Annotated in this window: 16 protein-coding genes; 11 read left to right on the forward strand and 5 right to left on the reverse strand. The window is 61.4% G+C overall.

Going from position 1 to position 17,115, the window contains the following annotated elements; genetic code table 11:
- Positions 1 to 88 precede the first annotated feature (88 nt).
- From Q1B16_RS15470 to Q1B16_RS15490, 5 genes are all read right to left on the reverse strand, one after another.
- The gene (locus Q1B16_RS15470; RefSeq protein WP_299790635.1) at positions 89 to 382 is read right to left on the reverse strand and encodes an antitoxin; all 294 of its coding nucleotides are present in this window, start codon (positions 380 to 382) and stop codon (positions 89 to 91) included.
- Between the two features lie 509 nt (positions 383 to 891).
- Complete coding sequence (locus Q1B16_RS15475; RefSeq protein ID WP_299790638.1) at positions 892 to 1,923, reverse strand: LacI family DNA-binding transcriptional regulator; 1,032 nt, start codon at positions 1,921 to 1,923, stop codon at positions 892 to 894.
- A gap of 3 nt (positions 1,924 to 1,926) precedes the next feature.
- Positions 1,927 to 2,904, reverse strand: a complete 978-nt coding sequence (locus tag Q1B16_RS15480) for an aldose 1-epimerase family protein (protein WP_299790641.1) — start codon at positions 2,902 to 2,904, stop codon at positions 1,927 to 1,929.
- A gap of 90 nt (positions 2,905 to 2,994) precedes the next feature.
- The gene (locus tag Q1B16_RS15485) at positions 2,995 to 4,176 is read right to left on the reverse strand and encodes a Gfo/Idh/MocA family oxidoreductase (RefSeq protein ID WP_299790644.1); all 1,182 of its coding nucleotides are present in this window, start codon (positions 4,174 to 4,176) and stop codon (positions 2,995 to 2,997) included.
- 4 nt (positions 4,177 to 4,180) lie between these two features.
- Complete coding sequence (locus Q1B16_RS15490; RefSeq protein ID WP_299790647.1) at positions 4,181 to 5,236, reverse strand: sugar phosphate isomerase/epimerase; 1,056 nt, start codon at positions 5,234 to 5,236, stop codon at positions 4,181 to 4,183.
- A 357-nt stretch (positions 5,237 to 5,593) separates the two neighbouring features.
- Here Q1B16_RS15490 and Q1B16_RS15495 point away from each other — a divergent pair, with 357 nt between their 5' ends.
- The 11 genes from Q1B16_RS15495 (at position 5,594) to Q1B16_RS15545 (ending at position 17,110) form a co-directional block, all read left to right on the forward strand.
- On the forward strand, positions 5,594 to 7,198 hold the full coding sequence (locus Q1B16_RS15495; RefSeq protein WP_299790650.1) for a substrate-binding domain-containing protein: 1,605 nt from the start codon (positions 5,594 to 5,596) through the stop codon (positions 7,196 to 7,198).
- 63 nt (positions 7,199 to 7,261) lie between these two features.
- A complete protein-coding gene (locus Q1B16_RS15500; protein WP_299790653.1) occupies positions 7,262 to 8,110 on the forward strand; it encodes a carbohydrate ABC transporter permease in 849 nt (282 codons plus the stop codon).
- Positions 8,107 to 9,045 carry a sugar ABC transporter permease gene (locus tag Q1B16_RS15505; RefSeq protein ID WP_299790656.1) on the forward strand — a complete coding sequence of 313 codons (939 nt, stop codon included), beginning with the start codon at positions 8,107 to 8,109 and terminating at the stop codon, positions 9,043 to 9,045. Before Q1B16_RS15500 ends, Q1B16_RS15505 begins: the two co-directional genes overlap by 4 nt.
- Complete coding sequence (locus Q1B16_RS15510) at positions 9,045 to 10,154, forward strand: ABC transporter ATP-binding protein (protein WP_299790659.1); 1,110 nt, start codon at positions 9,045 to 9,047, stop codon at positions 10,152 to 10,154. Before Q1B16_RS15505 ends, Q1B16_RS15510 begins: the two co-directional genes overlap by 1 nt.
- On the forward strand, positions 10,147 to 11,190 hold the full coding sequence (locus Q1B16_RS15515; protein ID WP_299790662.1) for an ABC transporter ATP-binding protein: 1,044 nt from the start codon (positions 10,147 to 10,149) through the stop codon (positions 11,188 to 11,190). The genes Q1B16_RS15510 and Q1B16_RS15515 overlap by 8 nt, the downstream gene beginning before the upstream one ends.
- A 6-nt stretch (positions 11,191 to 11,196) precedes the next feature.
- Positions 11,197 to 12,150, forward strand: a complete 954-nt coding sequence (locus Q1B16_RS15520; protein ID WP_299790667.1) for a 3-hydroxyacyl-CoA dehydrogenase — start codon at positions 11,197 to 11,199, stop codon at positions 12,148 to 12,150.
- Between the two features lie 4 nt (positions 12,151 to 12,154).
- Positions 12,155 to 13,084, forward strand: coding sequence for a 3-keto-5-aminohexanoate cleavage protein (locus Q1B16_RS15525; protein ID WP_299790670.1), 930 nt, complete (start codon positions 12,155 to 12,157; stop codon positions 13,082 to 13,084).
- Positions 13,071 to 13,964 carry an SMP-30/gluconolactonase/LRE family protein gene (locus Q1B16_RS15530; RefSeq protein ID WP_299790674.1) on the forward strand — a complete coding sequence of 298 codons (894 nt, stop codon included), beginning with the start codon at positions 13,071 to 13,073 and terminating at the stop codon, positions 13,962 to 13,964. The genes Q1B16_RS15525 and Q1B16_RS15530 overlap by 14 nt, the downstream gene beginning before the upstream one ends.
- Positions 13,965 to 13,974: 10 nt before the next feature.
- Complete coding sequence (locus tag Q1B16_RS15535; protein WP_299790677.1) at positions 13,975 to 14,748, forward strand: oxidoreductase; 774 nt, start codon at positions 13,975 to 13,977, stop codon at positions 14,746 to 14,748.
- Between the two features lie 49 nt (positions 14,749 to 14,797).
- Complete coding sequence (locus Q1B16_RS15540; RefSeq protein WP_299790680.1) at positions 14,798 to 15,838, forward strand: substrate-binding domain-containing protein; 1,041 nt, start codon at positions 14,798 to 14,800, stop codon at positions 15,836 to 15,838.
- A 63-nt stretch (positions 15,839 to 15,901) separates the two neighbouring features.
- Complete coding sequence (locus Q1B16_RS15545) at positions 15,902 to 17,110, forward strand: sugar ABC transporter permease (protein WP_299790683.1); 1,209 nt, start codon at positions 15,902 to 15,904, stop codon at positions 17,108 to 17,110.
- The last annotated feature ends 5 nt before the right edge of the window (positions 17,111 to 17,115 follow it).

Raw genomic sequence — 17,115 nt, forward strand, 5'->3', positions numbered from 1 at the left:
AGACCTCAGGAGTCGTGCGTGTACCGACAGATGCGCCGGAGATCCTCCTCCGCGGCGAGAGTGATGTGAAAGCCGGGCATCGAGTGGGTCAGACCCCAGCGCGCTTGCGCTCTTCGCGCCGGATCTCGTCAAGGGACTTGCCGGAAAGCTCGCCGCGATGTGCCTGCTCGATCCTCGGCTCCAGAAAGTTGGCCAACGTATTGAAAGCCTCGTCCTCGCTCATGCCTTCTAGGGCAGGGGTGTCGCAAAGCGCGCGACCCAGGACATAGTCCTTGATGCTCTGCCCCTTGAGAGCAGCGATGGCCTTGAGCTTCTGATGGTCTTCCGGCGAGATATCGATCGATAGTCTGGGCATGGGGAGAGGATAGTCGATGCTGGCCAACAACATTTGTTGAAGCTGAAAAGTTCAGCAATGCCCCCGGTTTTGAGGCACTTCTACCCAAACACCGCCGCCTTCCTGTCCTTGTACGGGGTGGGGTAGCAGGACAGACGCCGTGTGCGTATGGTGTGCACTTAGGTCGGTCCCGAATGCTGACGGACCTGAGGAGATTGCTGAATGCACATGAACGCAGCCACCGCGGCAGCACGCCTATCTTCTGCGCCTATGATGGATGGTGGCGATTACGGCGGGATTTCAATGAGTTGTTTAGTGACGTGTGCAAGATGTGTTCATGTTTCGATCGCGTGACTTCGCAAAGCGTCATGGGCCTTTCGGACAGCGAGCAGAAATGTACACTTCAGCGCATTTCGGAGTATGCCGGGGACGAGCATTCCAAAGTGTTACCTGGCACTGAACTTTCATCCAGCCAGAACGGGAAGACTTGGGGTTGATAGGCTGGTTGGTGCGCTGGCTGGCGTTAGTGCTTGCTCCAAAAATCACCATTCCCCTAGTTATTTGAGCACGAGGTCATACGGAAGGATCCTGCCGGGTGCGGATTTGCCCTGGTTGAGGGTCTTCATCGTGTCGAGCGAGGCAGCGGCGAAGGCCGCATAGGGCACGCGAACCGTGCTGAGCCAGGGTGCGAGCCATTCGTTCAACGGATTGTCGTCGAAGCCGAACAGGGAAACATCGTTGGGAACCTGAAGGCCGAGTTCGCGGCATCTGCGATAGACGCCGTAGGCGATCTGGTCGTTGCCGCAGAAAACCGCATCGAATGATTGCGACCCGAAAAGCTTGCTGGCGGCGGTGTATCCGCTTTCGATCGAAAGGTCCGATCCCACGACGGCGTCTTCGGGAATGTCGCAGCCCAGCTCCCTGGCGATGTCTAGAAAGCCGCGCAGGCGCTTTGCACTGGTATCGGACGACTGGGGTCCGTGCACGATTGCGATGCGTCCGTCGATCCGGCGAGCGGCCGTGGCAAAAAACTCGCGCGCCGCGGCCTCGTCGTCGATGCCGACGAAGGGCACGTCGGGCACCGAGGTGACGCGCCGGTTGATGAAGACGCAGTTGCCGCGTTCGACGGTGGGTTTGAGAAGGTCGCTTTCGACGGCGCACATGAAGAATAGGCCGGCCACCTGGCGCGAGACGGCATCTTCAAGACACCTGTCCTGGGTCGCGGAGTCTTCATTGGACGTGTAGATGAGCATGCCCGCGCCCATTTCGGAAATTCTGCGCTCCAGCTCCCAGGCGACCGCAGAGTAGAGATTGTTCTGGATGCTGGAGAGGACAAAGGCATAAGTGTTGGTGTTCTGCGACCTGAGCGCCCGGCCGAAATGATTGGGCGAATAACGCAACTCTTCGGCGGCGCGAACGACGCGGAGCCGGGTGGCCGCGGACACCTTGCCCGTGCCGGGGTTCAGGGCGCGGGATACGCTTGAGATCGAAACACCGGCAAGCCGGGCCACATCCCGTATGGACGCCGGTTGCCCTGCGCTGCGCTCCGCGACCGGAGTGTTGTGTTTTGACCCAGCATTCTTCGGCATCTTCTAGGAACTCTCGATTGTGAAGCTCACACGGTAGGTTCTGAGATCCCCGGGGGCAAGCCGGTCGGAGACGGAGTTATCAAACACGGTCTGGGGCTCGAGCCCCAGTGCGAATACCCCGGATTGAAACGCTTGCCACAATGCGGTGGCAGGGAGCGCCTCGGGGTCGAAGTCGACCCGGAGCCCAATGCCCAGTCGGGGATTTTCAATTCCGATCCGTCCGTCTGCGGGCGAAACATCGACGTCGACTATCTCGACGTGATTATCGCAGGGTGTTGCCACACCGACCGGCAGTTTTCCGACCAGCAACCATTGATCGCCCGAGAGTTTGGAGGCCTCGCCCAATAACGGATGGCCCACGTTGACGTGGTAAAGAATGCCATGCCGTGTCGGCCGGAATCCGCGGTTAATCACGGTATCCTCGATCGCGATGCGCGCAGCATCGAGCCCGATCGAATAGGTTCGGTTCAGTTCCAAGACCTCGCCGAAGACCGTTGCCTGGCGAATACGCAGCTGCACCCGGATCTCGCCGTCATCCCAATTGATGTTGCGCTCGAGAAGTTCCGCGGGTTCGCGATAAATCCGGCCGTGCAACGGATGCTGGTTGCGCTCGCGCAGTGGATATAGGAACGAGTCGGCAGGGGTTGTGGTGGCCACGCCGTGATGGTCGAGCCCGCAGGTAACCAGAAAGCCATCGAAACCGCGAAGGAAACCAAGCCCGTCCTCGGTGTCGGCGACCGGCCAGGGTGTTCGGCCTGACGTGGGACCGTGCCAGCCAAGCTCGGTTCCACGCCAGGAAAGGCGCAGGATGTCACCGGCGCGGTCGAGTGCGAGATCGACGGCCAGACCAAGCGGCGTGCGCAGCTCAAGCACGCGCCCCCCCGCCCCGCAGCCTTCGATGACCTCAACGAGCCTGATGTCAGCTTCGGATCGCAAGTGAACGCTACGGCGCCTGAGGTCCTCCAGGGAATCTTCGGTCACTCCTGAATTCCTTTCACGATCGGGAGCAGCGGTCGAGAGCGGCGAAGCATGATCCGCCGCCCGCAATCTCACAGCGAGACCGATCGGCAGTCAGCCCTCGAGTTTGGTCCAGACGCCGCCGTTCTTGCTGGACGTAACACAGGCTTCGATGAACTCCAGTCCGCGCACGCCGTCGCCGACGGTTGGCAGATCGGTCGCAAAGGGATCGGGTTTGCGATTGTCTTTGCGGGCCCAGATCATCTCTGCTGCGTTTGCATAGATGTTGCCGAACCCCTCGATATAGCCCTCGGGATGGCGCGGCGGCATGCGCGTGCCTGCGTTTGCGACGTCCATCGCGCCGGGTCCGCCGCGCGTGATGCAGCGCGTAGGTTCGCCGAACGGGGTGTAATAGAGGTTGTCGTTGTCTTCGCCGACCCATTCCAGCCCGCCCTTGGTGCCGTAGATGCCGATGGACAGCCGGTTGTAATTGCCGGGCGCGACCTGACTGGTCCAGAGGTTGCCGCTGGCACCGCCTTTGTAGCGCAAGAGCACGTTGGCGTTGTCGTCAAGCTGGCGTCCGTCGACGTATGAACGCAGATCCGCGCAGACCTCGTCAAGCTCCAGCCCTGAGATGAAGGCGGCGAGGTTGAAGGCGTGCACCCCGATATCGCCGATGGATCCGCCGCCGCCCGCGAGCTTGGGGTCGGTGCGCCAGGCGGCCTGCTTTTGACCTTCCTGGTCGAGTGCGGTGGTAAGCCAGTCCTGCACATAGGAGGTGCGGATGACTTGGATGTCGCCCAATGTGCCGTCGGCCACCATGGCGCGCGCCTGTCGGACCAGCGGGTAACCTGTGTTGTTCTGGGTCAGAACGAAGACCAGACCGCTTTTGTCGACGATCTGTTCCAGCTCACGCGCCTCTCCGAGGTTCAGCGTCATCGGCTTGTCGCAGATGACGTTGATACCGTTTTCCAGAAACGCCTTGGCTGGACCAAAGTGCAGGTGGTTCGGCGTTACGATGGAAACCGCGTCGATCCCGTCTTCTCGGGCGCCCTCCTTTTCGGCCATTTCTTCCCAAGACGTGTAGGCGCGGTCCTCGACTATGCCGAGATCGGCGGCCGATGCGCGGGCGTTCTTGGCATCCGCCGAAAGCGCGCCCGCCACGATATCCCACTTGTCGTCCAGTCGCGCGGCCATGCGGTGAACGGCACCTATGAAAGCGCCGCGCCCCCCGCCGACCATCCCGAGCCGCAACTTGCGTGCAGCCCGTTCAGTGCCAAAGCTCTCGATCGCCATGAGATCACTCCAGCCCGAGGATGGCGCGCGCGCCCGATGTGTCGCCTTTGCCGCCCGCGAAATCGTCGAAGGTCTTGTCCGTCACGCGGCGGATGTGGTCGCGGATGAATTGCGCGCCCTTCGGAGCGGCGTCTTCGGGATGTTCGATGCAGTCTTCCCACTCGTAGACGTTCCAGCCCTCAAAGCCGTATTCGGTGAGCTTGGAGAAGATCGCGCCGAAATCCGTCTGACCGTCGCCGAGCGATCTGTCGCGCGCGGCGCGCTTCAGCCAAGGCTGGTAACCCGAGAGGAAACCCTGCTTGCCCGTGGGGTTGAATTCACTGTCCTTGACGTGATGCATCCTGATGCGTTCGTGATAGAAATCAATGAATTGCAGGTAGTCGAGCCCCTGCTTGACGAAGTGGCTGGCGTCGTAGTTCAAGCGGCAGCGATTGTGGTTCTTGACCCGTTCAAGGAACATCTCGTAGGTGACGCCGTCGTAGAGATCTTCGGTCGGGTGCAGCTCGAAACACAGATCGACGCCGCAATCCTCGTAATAATCCAGCACCGGGCCCCAGATGCGCGCCAATTCGTCAAAGGCCTCGTTGATGAGCGATTCGTCGCGTTGCGGAAATGGGTACCAGAACGGCCAGGCCAATGCGCCCGAGAAGGTCGCGTGTTCGGTCAGGCCCATGTTCTGAGACGCCTTGGCGCATTTCTTCAGCTGGTCGATCGCCCATTCCTGGCGGGCGTTGCGGTTGCCGCGCACTTCGGGCGGGCAGAGACCGTCCATCCAAACGTCATAGGCCGGGTGAACCGCGCAGAGCTGGCCCTGGATGTGGCTGGCGGTGTCGCAGATCACCACGCCGTTTTCCTTGGCCACGCCGTTGAGCTCATCGGCGTAGTCCTTGCTGTCGGCCGCCTTGGCCAGGTCGATGAAACGGCCATCCCACATGGGCAGCTGAATCGCGGCGAAACCGTTGTCTGCGCACCATTTTGCGATGGCGCCAAGGCTGTTGAACGGTGCCTTGTCATCGGCGAACTGGCCGAGGAACAATCCGGGCCCTTTGAGCGTCTTCATTCCTTTTCCTCCCTGGATCGGGCGTTTGCCCACTGGAATCATGGTTTGGGTCACCAGCTGAATAATATGTGGAAACGTTTCCTACCGCAAACCAAAAAAGATGAGCCTTCATTTCTACAGCCGATAAGACGGGTCGTCTTTTTCGGGACAGTTGGCGATTATCCTGACCAAAACGCCATTAAATAGCACAAATTAAAGAATAAATTGTCAGAAGGCCAAAGTGGGACTTCCGATATCTGCCTGGCGAGCCCTCACTCAAATCCATCTTGACGAGCGGAAACGTTTCCTCATACGGTGAGTGGTAGCGGAGAAAACCGCAATCTGGCGCACGGCGCCACCATCAAGGGGAGGAGTCTAATGAGGGGTTCTGGACAGTCACGCAGGTCGTTCCTGAAGGGCGGCGCAGCGTTAGGAACCGTCGCGGCCATTGGCATCAATCCAAGGTTTATCCGGCCCGCGCATGCTAGCGGGTACGCCCCCGGCATGACCGGCGGCCCGACCGGATTTTCTGGTGCGGAGAGATTTCAGTACAACGAAGGCATGTCCGAGGGACGCGCCATCGAAGGCATCAAGCGCCTGGTCGCCGATGGTAGCGCACCATCGAAGTTGCGCATTCTGCTGACCGACGGCGCGATCGGGCAAATCACCGAGCCCTTCCCGTCCGGCACCTCTGTCAAGGAGGTCTGGGAAGCCGAGACCGGCATCGAGCTGGAAATCATCGGTGCGCCCGCAGGCGATATTTGGGCGCGGGTACTGCAAGACGTAACCACCCGCTCAGGCGCATTCGACATTTATACTCATCCCTGGAACAGTCTGGGCGACCTGGTCGAGGCCGGGGGCGCGGCCAAGCTCAACGACTTCGTTGAAGCCTACCAGCCCGACTGGGCCGACGAAGAGCGCGGCACCCCGACGGCACAGACCGCCGAGCTACTCTACAAATACGGTGGCGATTACTACGGTGCCTCGCTCGATGGCGACTTCCACACTTGGGTCTACAACAAGGGCTATTTCGAGGACGATGCCCATGCCGCCGACTTCCGGGCGCAGTATGGCCGCGATCTGGCGCCCCCGACGACTTGGGAGGAAAGCGACCAGATCTCGGCGTTTTTCACCGGGCGGACCGGGTTGGGCGGCACCACGATCTACGGCAACGGAAACGATATGGCTCCGTTCTGGGGACTGCCGCGGTTTTACGCCCGCCTCGCCGCGCAGGCGATGCCTAACATGTACTGGTTCGATGACGATGGTAACCCGAACCTTGGCACGCCCGAGGCGGTCAAGGCTGCCGAGGAATACGTCAAGTCGCGCGAATGGGCACACCCCGACGCGCTGAGCTGGACCTTCGCGGAAGGTTATTCCGGCATCGGATCGGGCCAGACGCCGCACGTAACGACCTATACCAATGTTGCCAAATTCGTCGACCGCTTCAACGACGACGGCTCGCCGGCCAACCCGGCGGCGGGCATGTTGTCGGCCTACGCACCGCCGGGAGTGCAGCACGATGGCGGGCTCGTCCGCCGCTCGGTGATCTACTACAACATCACCGGCACTGTCAGCTCTCAGGCGCAAAATGCGGAAGCGGCCTATCTCTTCCTGCAATGGCTGAGCTCGACGCGGACCTATTCGTGGATGACAGGTAACCCGGCCGGCTATTTCGACCCGTTCCAGAAGGCGAACTTCGAAGAGCCATTGGTGCAAGAAACCTACCACGACTACATGATGGACGCGATCCGCGAGACAGTGTCGCGCTCGGTGCCCACAATCAACTTCGCCGGGCAGACCGCGTTGGATGCGGCTCTGGACGAAGAGTTGCAGGCGGCGCTGACCGGGCAGAAAACAGCGGAACAGGCGATGATGGACGCCAACCGGCGCTGGCAGCGCATCATCCGCAGACGTGGCGAGGACAAGATGATTCCGATCATTCAGGCCAGCCGCGCCGCCTGGCCGACCATCGTCGACTGAACCAAACCAAACGGGTGCAGGGCGTGTCCCTGCATCCGCCGACCCCAAAGCGATGACACCGATATGACCGGACTTATTCTGAGGACCGTAGTAGTCGCCCTGTTCGCGGCCATTGCGCTGCTGCCGATCAGCTGGATGGCCACAATGGCCTTCAAGCCCCCGGCGGAATGGACGAGCGCGACCGCCGAGCTGACGTTCCTGCCCAAGGATCCGACTTGGTCGAACTTTGTCTATGTCTTTACCGGCGAGGTCGAGGGCCAAATCGTCAGCCTCGACCGCACGGTGTGGTGGCCGCTGTTCGCTAGTCTGCTGACGTCGGTCATCGGCACGCTCATCGCCGTAGTTGCAGGCACCGCCGCCGCCTATGCCGTCAGCCGCGAAAAGGTCGGCGGGTCGATCGGGCTTTCGCTGTTGCAATTGCGGATATTCCCGCCGCTTGCGGTGATGATCCCGGTGATGATCATGTGGGCGTTTCTCGGCATGATCGACACCTGGTGGGGCCTGTCGCTGATCTACGGGATCGTCACCCTGCCGTTCTCGTTCTGGCTGATGAAAAGCTATTTCGACGAACTGCCCCGTGAGATCGAGGAAGCCGCCATTGTCGAAGGCTGCACCGCGTTCGAGGCCTTCTATCAGATTACCCTGCCGATCGTGGTATCCGCGGTCGCCTCGACCGCGCTCTTCATCTTCATTCTCAATTGGTCGGATTACCTGATCGCGCTGCTTCTGACACGCAAGGAGTGGACGACGATCCCGGTCTACATGAACGCGCTCGCGACCGCCGCCTCGGGCCAGCTTTACGGGGCCAAGGCCGCGTTGGGGCTGATCGCGGCCATCCCGCCGATTATCCTCGGTATTTCGATTCAGCGGTTCCTGGTGCAGGGCCTGACGTTCGGGGCACTCAAGCAATGAGCTACACACCCCATACCGGCACCGCCGACGCCCTAGCGGCGCAGCGCAGGACCCTGGCGCGCAGGCTGATTTTGCCGACGCAGATCCTTTTAGTGTTTATTGTGGCTTTCCCGCTACTTATGCAGGTTTACATAAGCCTGACGTGGTGGACGCCGCTTGATGGCACGCTGTGGTACAGCGCCTATGAAAGCTGGAACTGGTTCGACAATTTCGCCGAGATCTTCCGCGATCCGGGCCTGCACGGGGCCGTCTGGCGGACCATCCTCTTCGTGAGCATTGCGGTGCCGATCGAGTTTGGCCTAGGCCTGCTGCTGGCGGCCCTATTCTACGAGGGCGTGCTGGCCCGGCCCGTGTTCTACAGCCTGATCCTGATGCCGATGATGATCGTGCCGGCTGTCGCGGGATACATCTTTTTCCTGATCTTCCAGCAGACCGGGCCGCTCAATGCGTTGGTCGGAATTGTCTGGGACGGGGCCTACCAGATCAACTGGCTCAACGACGTCAACCGGGCCTTCATCGCGGTGATCGTGGCCGACGTTTGGCAGTGGACGCCGCTGATGTTCCTGATCTTGTTCGCGGGGCTGATGAGCGTGCCGCACGACCAGATGCGCGCAGCGACAATCTTGGGCGCCAACTGGCGACAGCGGTTCTTCCGCATCGCCCTTCCGCGCATCAAGGCGGTGATCTTCATCGCCATCGGGCTGCGGGTTATCGAGTGTTTCAAGATCTTCGACATGCTGTTCGTGATGACCAGCGGTGGGCCCGGCGTGGCGACCGAAAGCCTATCGCTCTACCTCTACAAGCAGACCTTCCAAAGCCTCGAATGGTCTTATGTCGCGGCTATCGGCATTACGGTTCTGGTGGTGCTGAGCGTGATCGCTGCGATCATACTGACCCGAACCTCGCGGCCGTCAAACACGTCGGAGGCCTCCTGATGTCGTCGGTCACGCTGGAGCAGACCAGCAAGAAGTTCGGCGATTTCACCGCAGTCCGGGAAATGGACCTGGCGATTCGCAATGGCGAATTCGTTGCGATCCTTGGGCCCTCGGGCTGTGGCAAGACTACGACCATGAACATGATCGCGGGGCTCGAGGACGTCACCAGCGGCACGATCCGCTTTGATGATCGAGACGTCACCGAGGTGTCGACCCAGAAACGCGGCGTGGGCTTCGTGTTTCAGAGTTACGCCATCTTCACCCATATGACCGTGCGCCAGAACCTCGCCTTCGGGCTGGAGGTGCAGGGCGTCGAACAGGCGGAAATTGACCGGCGGGTGGGCGATATGGCTGAATTCATGGCGCTTGGCCACCGCATTGACGTGCCTTCGGCCGGCCTGTCGGTCAACGAGATGCAGAAGCTCGCCATCGGACGGTCGGCGATAGTTGAGCCGTCAATCTTTCTGCTGGACGAACCGCTGTCGAACCTCGACGCGGCCTTTCGTGAGAAGATGCGCGCGGAGCTGCGCGGGCTGCAACGGGCGTTGAAACAGACGATGGTCTACGTGACCCACGACCAGATCGAGGCGATGGGCTTGGCCGACCGGATTGCGGTGATGAACCACGCCGTGCTGCAGCAGTTCGACACGCCGGTCAACATCTATGCGCGCCCAGCAAATGTCTTCGTGGCCCGTTTCATGGGAGCGCCGGGCATGAACATCGTCAACAGCCGCGTGACGGAAGGCGGGGTGCTGTTTGGCGGCCGCGATGCGGATTTTGTCGCGCTGTCGCGGGAGGATATGGCCACGCTGCGCCACCACGGCGAGCGCGATTTGCTTTTGGGGTTCCGCCCCGAAGAGCTGCGTCTGGGCGAGGTCGGCGCGCCGGGCTCGATTGCGGCGGATGTGGCACTGGTGGAAACCGTAGGACGGCGCAAGATTGTGCACCTGGTGTCGGGCACCACGGCGTTTCACGGTGTCTGCGACCGCGGTGTGCCGGTCCGTGCCGGTGAGGCTGTGGGTGTGACGATATCACCAGACAAGGTTCATCTTTTTGACACCGAGACCGAAGCGCGGTTGCAGTGGCCCGTGGAGGCGACCCATGGCTGAGATCCGGCTGGAAGGTGTCACGAAGCGATATGGCGATCTAGTGGCGCTCGACGATGTATCGCTGGTCATTGAGGACGGTTCGTTCACCTCTATATTCGGACCGCCGAGCTCGGGCAAATCGGTGCTGCTGCGCGTGCTGCTGGGGTTGGAATCGGTGGATGCCGGACGCGTCATAGTCGATGGTCGGGACGTTACCCACGCCACGCCCAACGCGCGCAACCTGTCGATGGTCTTTCAGAATCTTGCGCTTTTTCCGCATCTTGACGCGCGCGACAACATCGCCTTTCCTATGATCCGGCGCGGTGCAACGCAAGAGGACATCGACCGCTGGCTGGAACAGCTGAGTGGCGTTCTGTCCATCGGTCACATCCTGCACAAGCGCCCCGCCGCCCTGTCGGGTGGCGAGCGCCAGCGCGTGGCCATCGGACGGGCGCTGATCCGCGATGCCTCCGCCTATATGATGGACGAGCCGATTGCTGCCCTCGATGCCCGGCTGCGCGACGCCATGCGGGTGGAACTGAAGCGGTTGCAAACGGAACTTGGCCGCACCTTCATCTACGTAACCCACGATTGCGAAGAGGCCATGAGCGTTGCCGACAACATGGCCATTCTCGAAAATGGCAGGATCGTGCAGCAGGGCAGGCCCGATGAAGTTTATACCCGGCCCGAGACCCTGTATGTCGCGCGTCTTGTGGGCTCGCCTGGCATCAATGTTCTGGCGGGGCATGCGAGCGACAACGGGGTCGACATTGCGATGGGTCGCATAGCGGTGCCCGTGGACGCTGGAGCGGTCTGCGTTGCGCTGCGGCCCGAAGCGCTCGGCCTCGCCCGACCGGGCGAGGGAGAGCTACGGGGCACGATCACCGACATCGAGCGGCTGGGAGGTTTTTCGGTTCTCACGGTGTCGGGCGGCGAAGAGCTACGCGCGATCTCGAACGCAGATGTCGCCCACCGGATCGGGGACGAGGTCGGGCTGACCGTCGATCCGTCAGGAATGCATCTTTTTGATCCCCAAGCCGGCACTCGAATTGGATAGGTAAGTATGAACAACCCGACAGATATCGCCATCGTTGGAACCGGGATCGTCGGTCAGTCATGGGCTATCGCGTTCGCCCGTGCAGGAGTATCCGTCCGGCTTTTCGATCACGTTGACGGCACGGCCGAGAGGGCGGTTTCGTTGATCAAGGACGCCCTGAGCCAACAGGTTGCGCATGGGCTTTTAGCCGACGGTTCCCAGGACGGCATTCTCGACCGTTTAACACCGCATCGCGACATGGCCGCGACGCTTGATGGTGTGTGCTACGTTCAGGAAAGTACCCCTGAATTGCTGGACATAAAGCGCGTGATCTTCAAGGAGCTCGACGCGCTGGCACCGGCGGACGCGATTGTGGCCAGCTCTACCTCGGCGCTTCGACCGTCCGAGTTCGCGGCGGGTCTGCCGGGCGCCCATCGCTGCCTTGTCGTGCATCCGCTCAATCCGCCCCACATGATCCCGGCAGTCGAGATCGTGCCGGGCCCCGACACCACCCCCAATGCCATTACCCGCGCCACGGAGTTGATGAAATCCATTGGCCAGAGCCCGGTTGTGCTGAAGACCGAGATTGCGGGTTTTGTGATGAACCGATTGCAGGGCGCGCTTCTGGACGAGGCGTTCTCGCTGGTGCGCGATGGTATTGCCGACATCGAGGATATTGACACCGCCATGTGCGATGGGCTTGCGCGCAGGTGGACCATTACCGGCCCGTTCGAAACCATTGACCTGAACGCACCAGGGGGCGTCGCGGGGTTTCTCGAGCGCTACCGCCAGGCCTATTCTGAAATCGGCGAACACCGCCCGGATCGACCCGAATGGAGCGGCGACATGGCTTCCACCGTGATCGCCGAGTGTCGGCGGGCCCGCTCGCTTGCAGAGCTGCCGCAGCGCAAGGCGTTGCGCGACCGGCGGCTGGCGGCGCTGGCCGCGCATCTCGAACAAACCACGCGTGAAGGAGAGTGACGACATGGGCTCTCGTCGAAAGGTAATCATCACCACGGCGCTCACCGGTGCCATTCATACGCCATCGATGTCGGAGTACCTGCCGGTGACGCCGGACCAGATCATTGCCGAGGGTCGCCGGGCGGTGGACGCGGGCGCAGCGATCCTGCACGTCCATGCGCGCAACCCCGAAACCGGCAAGCCGGATCAGTCGGTCGAGGCCTTCGCGCGCATTCTGCCCACGCTGAAAGAGACCGGCGCGGTGATAAACGTGACGACCGGCGGCAGTCCCTTCATGAGCGTTGAAGAGCGTGTGGCACCGGCTGCGCATTTCCGCCCCGAGCTAGCATCGCTCAACATGGGGTCGATGAACTTCGGGCTTTACCCGATGCTTGCGCGCTATCCCGACCTCAAGCAGGAGTGGGAAACCGCCCATCTTGAAAACTCTCGCGATCTAGTTTTTCGTAATACTTTCAGAGATATAGAACACGTTCTGGACGTCTGTTCAGCCAACGGAACGCGGTTCGAGTTCGAGTGTTACGACATCGGCCATCTTTATTCGCTCAAGCACATGGCCGATCGCGGCAAAGTGACAGCGCCATTGTTCGTGCAATCGGTCTTCGGGCTGTTGGGCGGTATAGGCGCGCACCCCGAGGACGTTCAGATGATGCGCCGGACGGCGGAACGCCTGTTCGGCGACGCCTTCCGCTGGTCGGTTCTCGGGGCGGGTGCGAGCCAGATGCGCATCGGTGCGATGTCGGCCGCGATGGGCGGACATATCCGCGTCGGGCTTGAGGATTCGCTGTGGAACGGTCCGGGTGAGCTTGCCAGATCGTCGGCCGATCAGGTGACCAAGGCGCGCCAGGTGATCGAGGGGCTGAGCCTTGATATTGCCAGCCCCGACGACGCGCGCGAGATCCTTGGATTGAAGGGAGTCAGCGATGTTGGCTTCTGAGCCCCCAAAGATCGACGTTGTGGTCGATGTCAAACCGCTGTTGGGCGAGGGGCCGGTCTGGGACGTTGACGCACAGCGGCTCTATTTTGTTGACGCGCTCGGCCGCCGCATTTTTCGTTGCACCGAAGACGGTGCCGAGCTGCGCGCCTGGACGGTGCCCTCGCGCATTGGTGCGCTGGCGCTCCGAGCGCGCGGTGGCGCGGTGGTGGCGCTTGCCGACGGGTTTCACGGTTTCGATTTCGAAAGTGGTGAGGCGGAACTGATCGTGGACCCGGAACCGGGCTTAGTTGGCAACGCGCTCAATGACGGCAAGATCGACCCCGGCGGTCGCTTTGTCTGCGGCTCGATGGATATGGGCGAAGAGGCGGCCACGGGCGCCCTTTGGCGGCTCGACCCCGACATGAGCGTCACCAAACTGGATGACGACATTATCTGCTCGAACGGGCCCTGCTGGTCGCCTGACGGGCAGCGGATGTACTTCGCCGACAGCTTCCGGAACGCAATCTACGCCTACGACTACGACACGGCCACCGGGGCGGCCACCAACCGGCGGGATTTCGTGCGGGTGGATGGCGCGCGCGGCGGCGGGCCGGACGGAGCGACGGTAGATGCCGAGGGCTGCGTCTGGTCGGCCACGGTCTTTGACGGGCGGATCTTTCGCTATGCGCCCGATGGGTCGGTAGACCGGATAGTCGAGATGCCGGTTTGCAAGATCACCAGCCTGGCCTTCGGCGGGCCACAACTGGACCGGCTTTATGTGACATCGATGGCCGAACCGCCGCTGCCCAAATACCCGGGCGACGGCCCGCTGCGCGGATCGACGTTTGTGCTAACCGGGCTGGGCGTGAGCGGGCTGCCAGAGCCGAAATTCGCAGGATGAGGAGGTTGCCGTGACGAAAACCGCGATTGTGACTGGGGGTGCGCAGGGCATTGGGTTGGCCAGTGCCGAACGACTGGCCCGCGACGGGATAGGGCGCGTCTATCTTATCGACGTCCAACGCGATCGTCTCGACGAGGCGGTCGGGGCGGTGGAGGCTCTGGGGGCCGAGGCACACGGGCTGGCAATAGACCTTAGCGATGCTGGGACACTGATTGGCGAGGTGGACGCATTGGTCGCCGGCGCTGGATCGGTTGACATCCTGGTCAACGCTGCCGGATCGACCGCCCGCGGCGGCATTACCGACACCACTCCGGAGACTTACGACCACCTCTACGCCATCAACTTGCGTGCGCCGTTTTTCATGATGCAAAGGGTTCTGCCCGCGATGAACAAGGGCGGCACCATCGTGAACATCTGCTCGATGCTGGCCTACGGGGGGCCGCCGTTTTTGTTGGGCTATTCGTCGACCAAGGCCGCGCTTGTGGCGCTGACCCGTGGTGTGGCCAACACAGTCAAACGCCAGCACATCCGCGTTTTCGGCATTAATTTGGGCTGGACTTGGACCCCGGGCGAACAGGAAACCCAGACAAAGGTGCACGGCCTTCCCGACAACTGGCGTGACACCGTCGGCGCCAAACAGCCCTTTGGCCGTCTTTTGATGCCGGAGGACCCGGCAAATCTCATCGCGTTCCTGGTGTCCGACGAGGCCTCGATGATGACCGGCGCTGTAATCGACCTTGACCAATTCGTGGCAGGCACTGTGGACGATAATCCCGGTGCCTAAGCACAATCAGCCGGGCGAGCTGTTTTCGCCCAACAGAGGAGGAAAGTCCATGAAACGCAGATACCTGTTTGGCCTGAGCGCCGCCGCCCTGATCGCGGCCGGAACGCTGCCCGCATCGGCTGACGACATCGTCGTCGGTATGAGCTGGGCCAATTACCAAGAGGAACGTTGGAAGATCGACGAAGCAGGACTTAAGGCCGGGCTCGACGAACTGGGCGCTACACTTGTCACCGCCGATGCACAAAGTTCCAATGAACGGCAGGCGGCAGATATCGACGGTCTGCTGGCGCGCGGTATTGATGCCCTTTTGATCGTCGCCTGGGACAGCGAGGCGGTACTGCCTGCAGTAGAGCGTGCCCTGGCAGAGGGTATTCCGGTGATCGCCTACGAACGCCAGATCGAACATCCCGATCTTTTTTACGTTGCTTTCGATCCGATTGAAGTGGGTCGTATTCAGGCTCGGGAACTTGTCCGGGTCCAGCCCGAGGGCGACTATGTCCTGATCAAGGGAAGCCCGACTGACCAGTATGCTCACTACGTGCTGACTGGACAGAAAGAGATCATTGATCCGCTGATATCCGACGGCAAGATCAATGTTGTCGGCGAGCAATGGACGGACGGCTGGGTGCCGGACAACGCGCAGAAAAATATGGAAAATATCCTGACCTCCATCGGCGACAAAGTCGATGCTGTACTGGCGTCGAATGATGGCACCGCAGGTGGCGTTGTTGCGGCTCTGACCTCCGTCGGACTGGACGGTATTCCAGTGTCAGGACAGGACGGTGATATCGCGGCGTTGAACCGGATTGCGTTGGGCACGCAGACCGTAACCGCATGGAAAGACGCCCGAGACCTTGGCCGCCTTGGAGCGCGCGTTGCAGTGGAACTTGCCAAAGGCACGGCACCCACCGATGTTGAAGGCAGCGTTATATGGGACGTGGGCCCCAAGGGTGTGCCGCAAAATGCCGTGGTGCTGGCCCCGGTGACGGTGACACGCGACAACCTCGATGTCGTGGTTGATGCCGGCTGGATCTCCAAGGAAGATCTCTGCGTGGGCGTGAGCGAGAACCTCCCGGCGGCCTGTCAGTAAAGACACCGCCTGGCTCTGCGGTGACCTCCCTGCCGCCGGGCCAAAGAAAGGATCGGAGAACCGATGAGCGACGTAACTGCATCGCGATCAGGCCAGTCCGGACTGGCCTGGGCCGGGTTTGACCCGCGCGCGTTTTCCCTTATAGGACTGCTGGCGGCGATTGCGCTGGTGTTTCATTTCCTGTCCGGCGGATTGTTCCTGACACCGCGCAATCTCTATAATCTGGTCGTGCAAACCAGTGTCGTGGCAATACTTGCCGCCGGCATGACGCTGGTGATCGCGACGCGAAACATCGACCTCTCCGTCGGATCGATACTGGGTTTCGTGGGCATGCTCATTGCCTTGTTCCAGATACAGATTTTTCCCATGGATGCCGCCTGGAACTGGCCGCTGACCATCATGGTCGGAATTATTGCTGGTGGGCTGATCGGAGCGTGGCATGGTGCGTGGATCGCTTACGGCGGCGTGCCGTCCTTCGTCGTTACACTTGGTGGCTTGCTGATCTTTCGCGGCGCCGCGTTCGAGGTCGCCCAGGGCAAGACGTTGGCGCCATTTCAACCGACCTACCAGCTTTTGGGAGGCGGGATCGACGGAGCGATTGGCGAGGCCAACAGCTGGATTCTCTTCGTGGTGCTGATGTCACTTTATGGGCTGGGCGAGGTGGTGCTGAACCGACGGCAGGCACGGCTTGGCTTTGCCACGTTGCCCGCGGCGCGTTTTGTAAGGTTTGCGCTTTTTTGCGTGGTGGGAATGGCCTTCGTCTGGGCAATGAATTCCTACGACCGGCCGCGCAGCGACATCGGCAGGGGCATACCCGCGCCCGCACTTATCTTGCTCGCTGTCGTTCTTTGCATGGAATTCATTGCCCGGTTCACCACGTTCGGGCGCTATGTCTACGCCATTGGCGGCAATCTGGAGGCTGCCCGTCTGACCGGGATTCCCACCAAGAGTACAGTTCTCTGGGTGTTTGTCACTATGGGTGTGCTCTGTGGGATTGCCGCGGTTGTCACAACCGCGCGGCTGAACGCGGGCACGTCGTCGACCGGCGAATTGCTGGAGCTTTCGGCCATTGCCGCGGCGGTGATCGGCGGCGTGTCGCTGGCCGGCGGGCGCGGCACGGTGGCTGGTGCCGTTGTCGGCGCCCTGGTGATCCAAAGCCTCGATAGCGGGATGGTCCTTGTGGGCGCATCCAGCTCGCAACGCATGGTCGCGATTGGTCTGGTTCTGATCGCCGCGGTCTGGACCGATCATCGCCTGTCTCGGAAAACCTAGGGAGC

The organism is uncultured Marivita sp. (genome assembly GCF_947488135.1).
GTDB lineage: Bacteria > Pseudomonadota > Alphaproteobacteria > Rhodobacterales > Rhodobacteraceae > Marivita.

What these genes read in the sequence shown, in the direction of transcription:
- Q1B16_RS15505 (WP_299790656.1), top strand. Translation starts at nt 8,107, where the DNA reads ATGAGCTACACACCCCATACCGGCACCGCCGACGCCCTAGCGGCGCAG.
- Q1B16_RS15485 (WP_299790644.1), bottom strand. Translation starts at nt 4,176, where the DNA reads ATGGCGATCGAGAGCTTTGGCACTGAACGGGCTGCACGCAAGTTGCGG.
- Q1B16_RS15540 (WP_299790680.1), top strand. Translation starts at nt 14,798, where the DNA reads ATGAAACGCAGATACCTGTTTGGCCTGAGCGCCGCCGCCCTGATCGCG.
- Q1B16_RS15490 (WP_299790647.1), bottom strand. Translation starts at nt 5,236, where the DNA reads ATGAAGACGCTCAAAGGGCCCGGATTGTTCCTCGGCCAGTTCGCCGAT.
- Q1B16_RS15500 (WP_299790653.1), top strand. Translation starts at nt 7,262, where the DNA reads ATGACCGGACTTATTCTGAGGACCGTAGTAGTCGCCCTGTTCGCGGCC.
- Q1B16_RS15510 (WP_299790659.1), top strand. Translation starts at nt 9,045, where the DNA reads ATGTCGTCGGTCACGCTGGAGCAGACCAGCAAGAAGTTCGGCGATTTC.
- Q1B16_RS15545 (WP_299790683.1), top strand. Translation starts at nt 15,902, where the DNA reads ATGAGCGACGTAACTGCATCGCGATCAGGCCAGTCCGGACTGGCCTGG.
- Q1B16_RS15495 (WP_299790650.1), top strand. Translation starts at nt 5,594, where the DNA reads ATGAGGGGTTCTGGACAGTCACGCAGGTCGTTCCTGAAGGGCGGCGCA.
- Q1B16_RS15520 (WP_299790667.1), top strand. Translation starts at nt 11,197, where the DNA reads ATGAACAACCCGACAGATATCGCCATCGTTGGAACCGGGATCGTCGGT.
- Q1B16_RS15530 (WP_299790674.1), top strand. Translation starts at nt 13,071, where the DNA reads ATGTTGGCTTCTGAGCCCCCAAAGATCGACGTTGTGGTCGATGTCAAA.
- Q1B16_RS15525 (WP_299790670.1), top strand. Translation starts at nt 12,155, where the DNA reads ATGGGCTCTCGTCGAAAGGTAATCATCACCACGGCGCTCACCGGTGCC.
- Q1B16_RS15475 (WP_299790638.1), bottom strand. Translation starts at nt 1,923, where the DNA reads ATGCCGAAGAATGCTGGGTCAAAACACAACACTCCGGTCGCGGAGCGC.
- Q1B16_RS15515 (WP_299790662.1), top strand. Translation starts at nt 10,147, where the DNA reads ATGGCTGAGATCCGGCTGGAAGGTGTCACGAAGCGATATGGCGATCTA.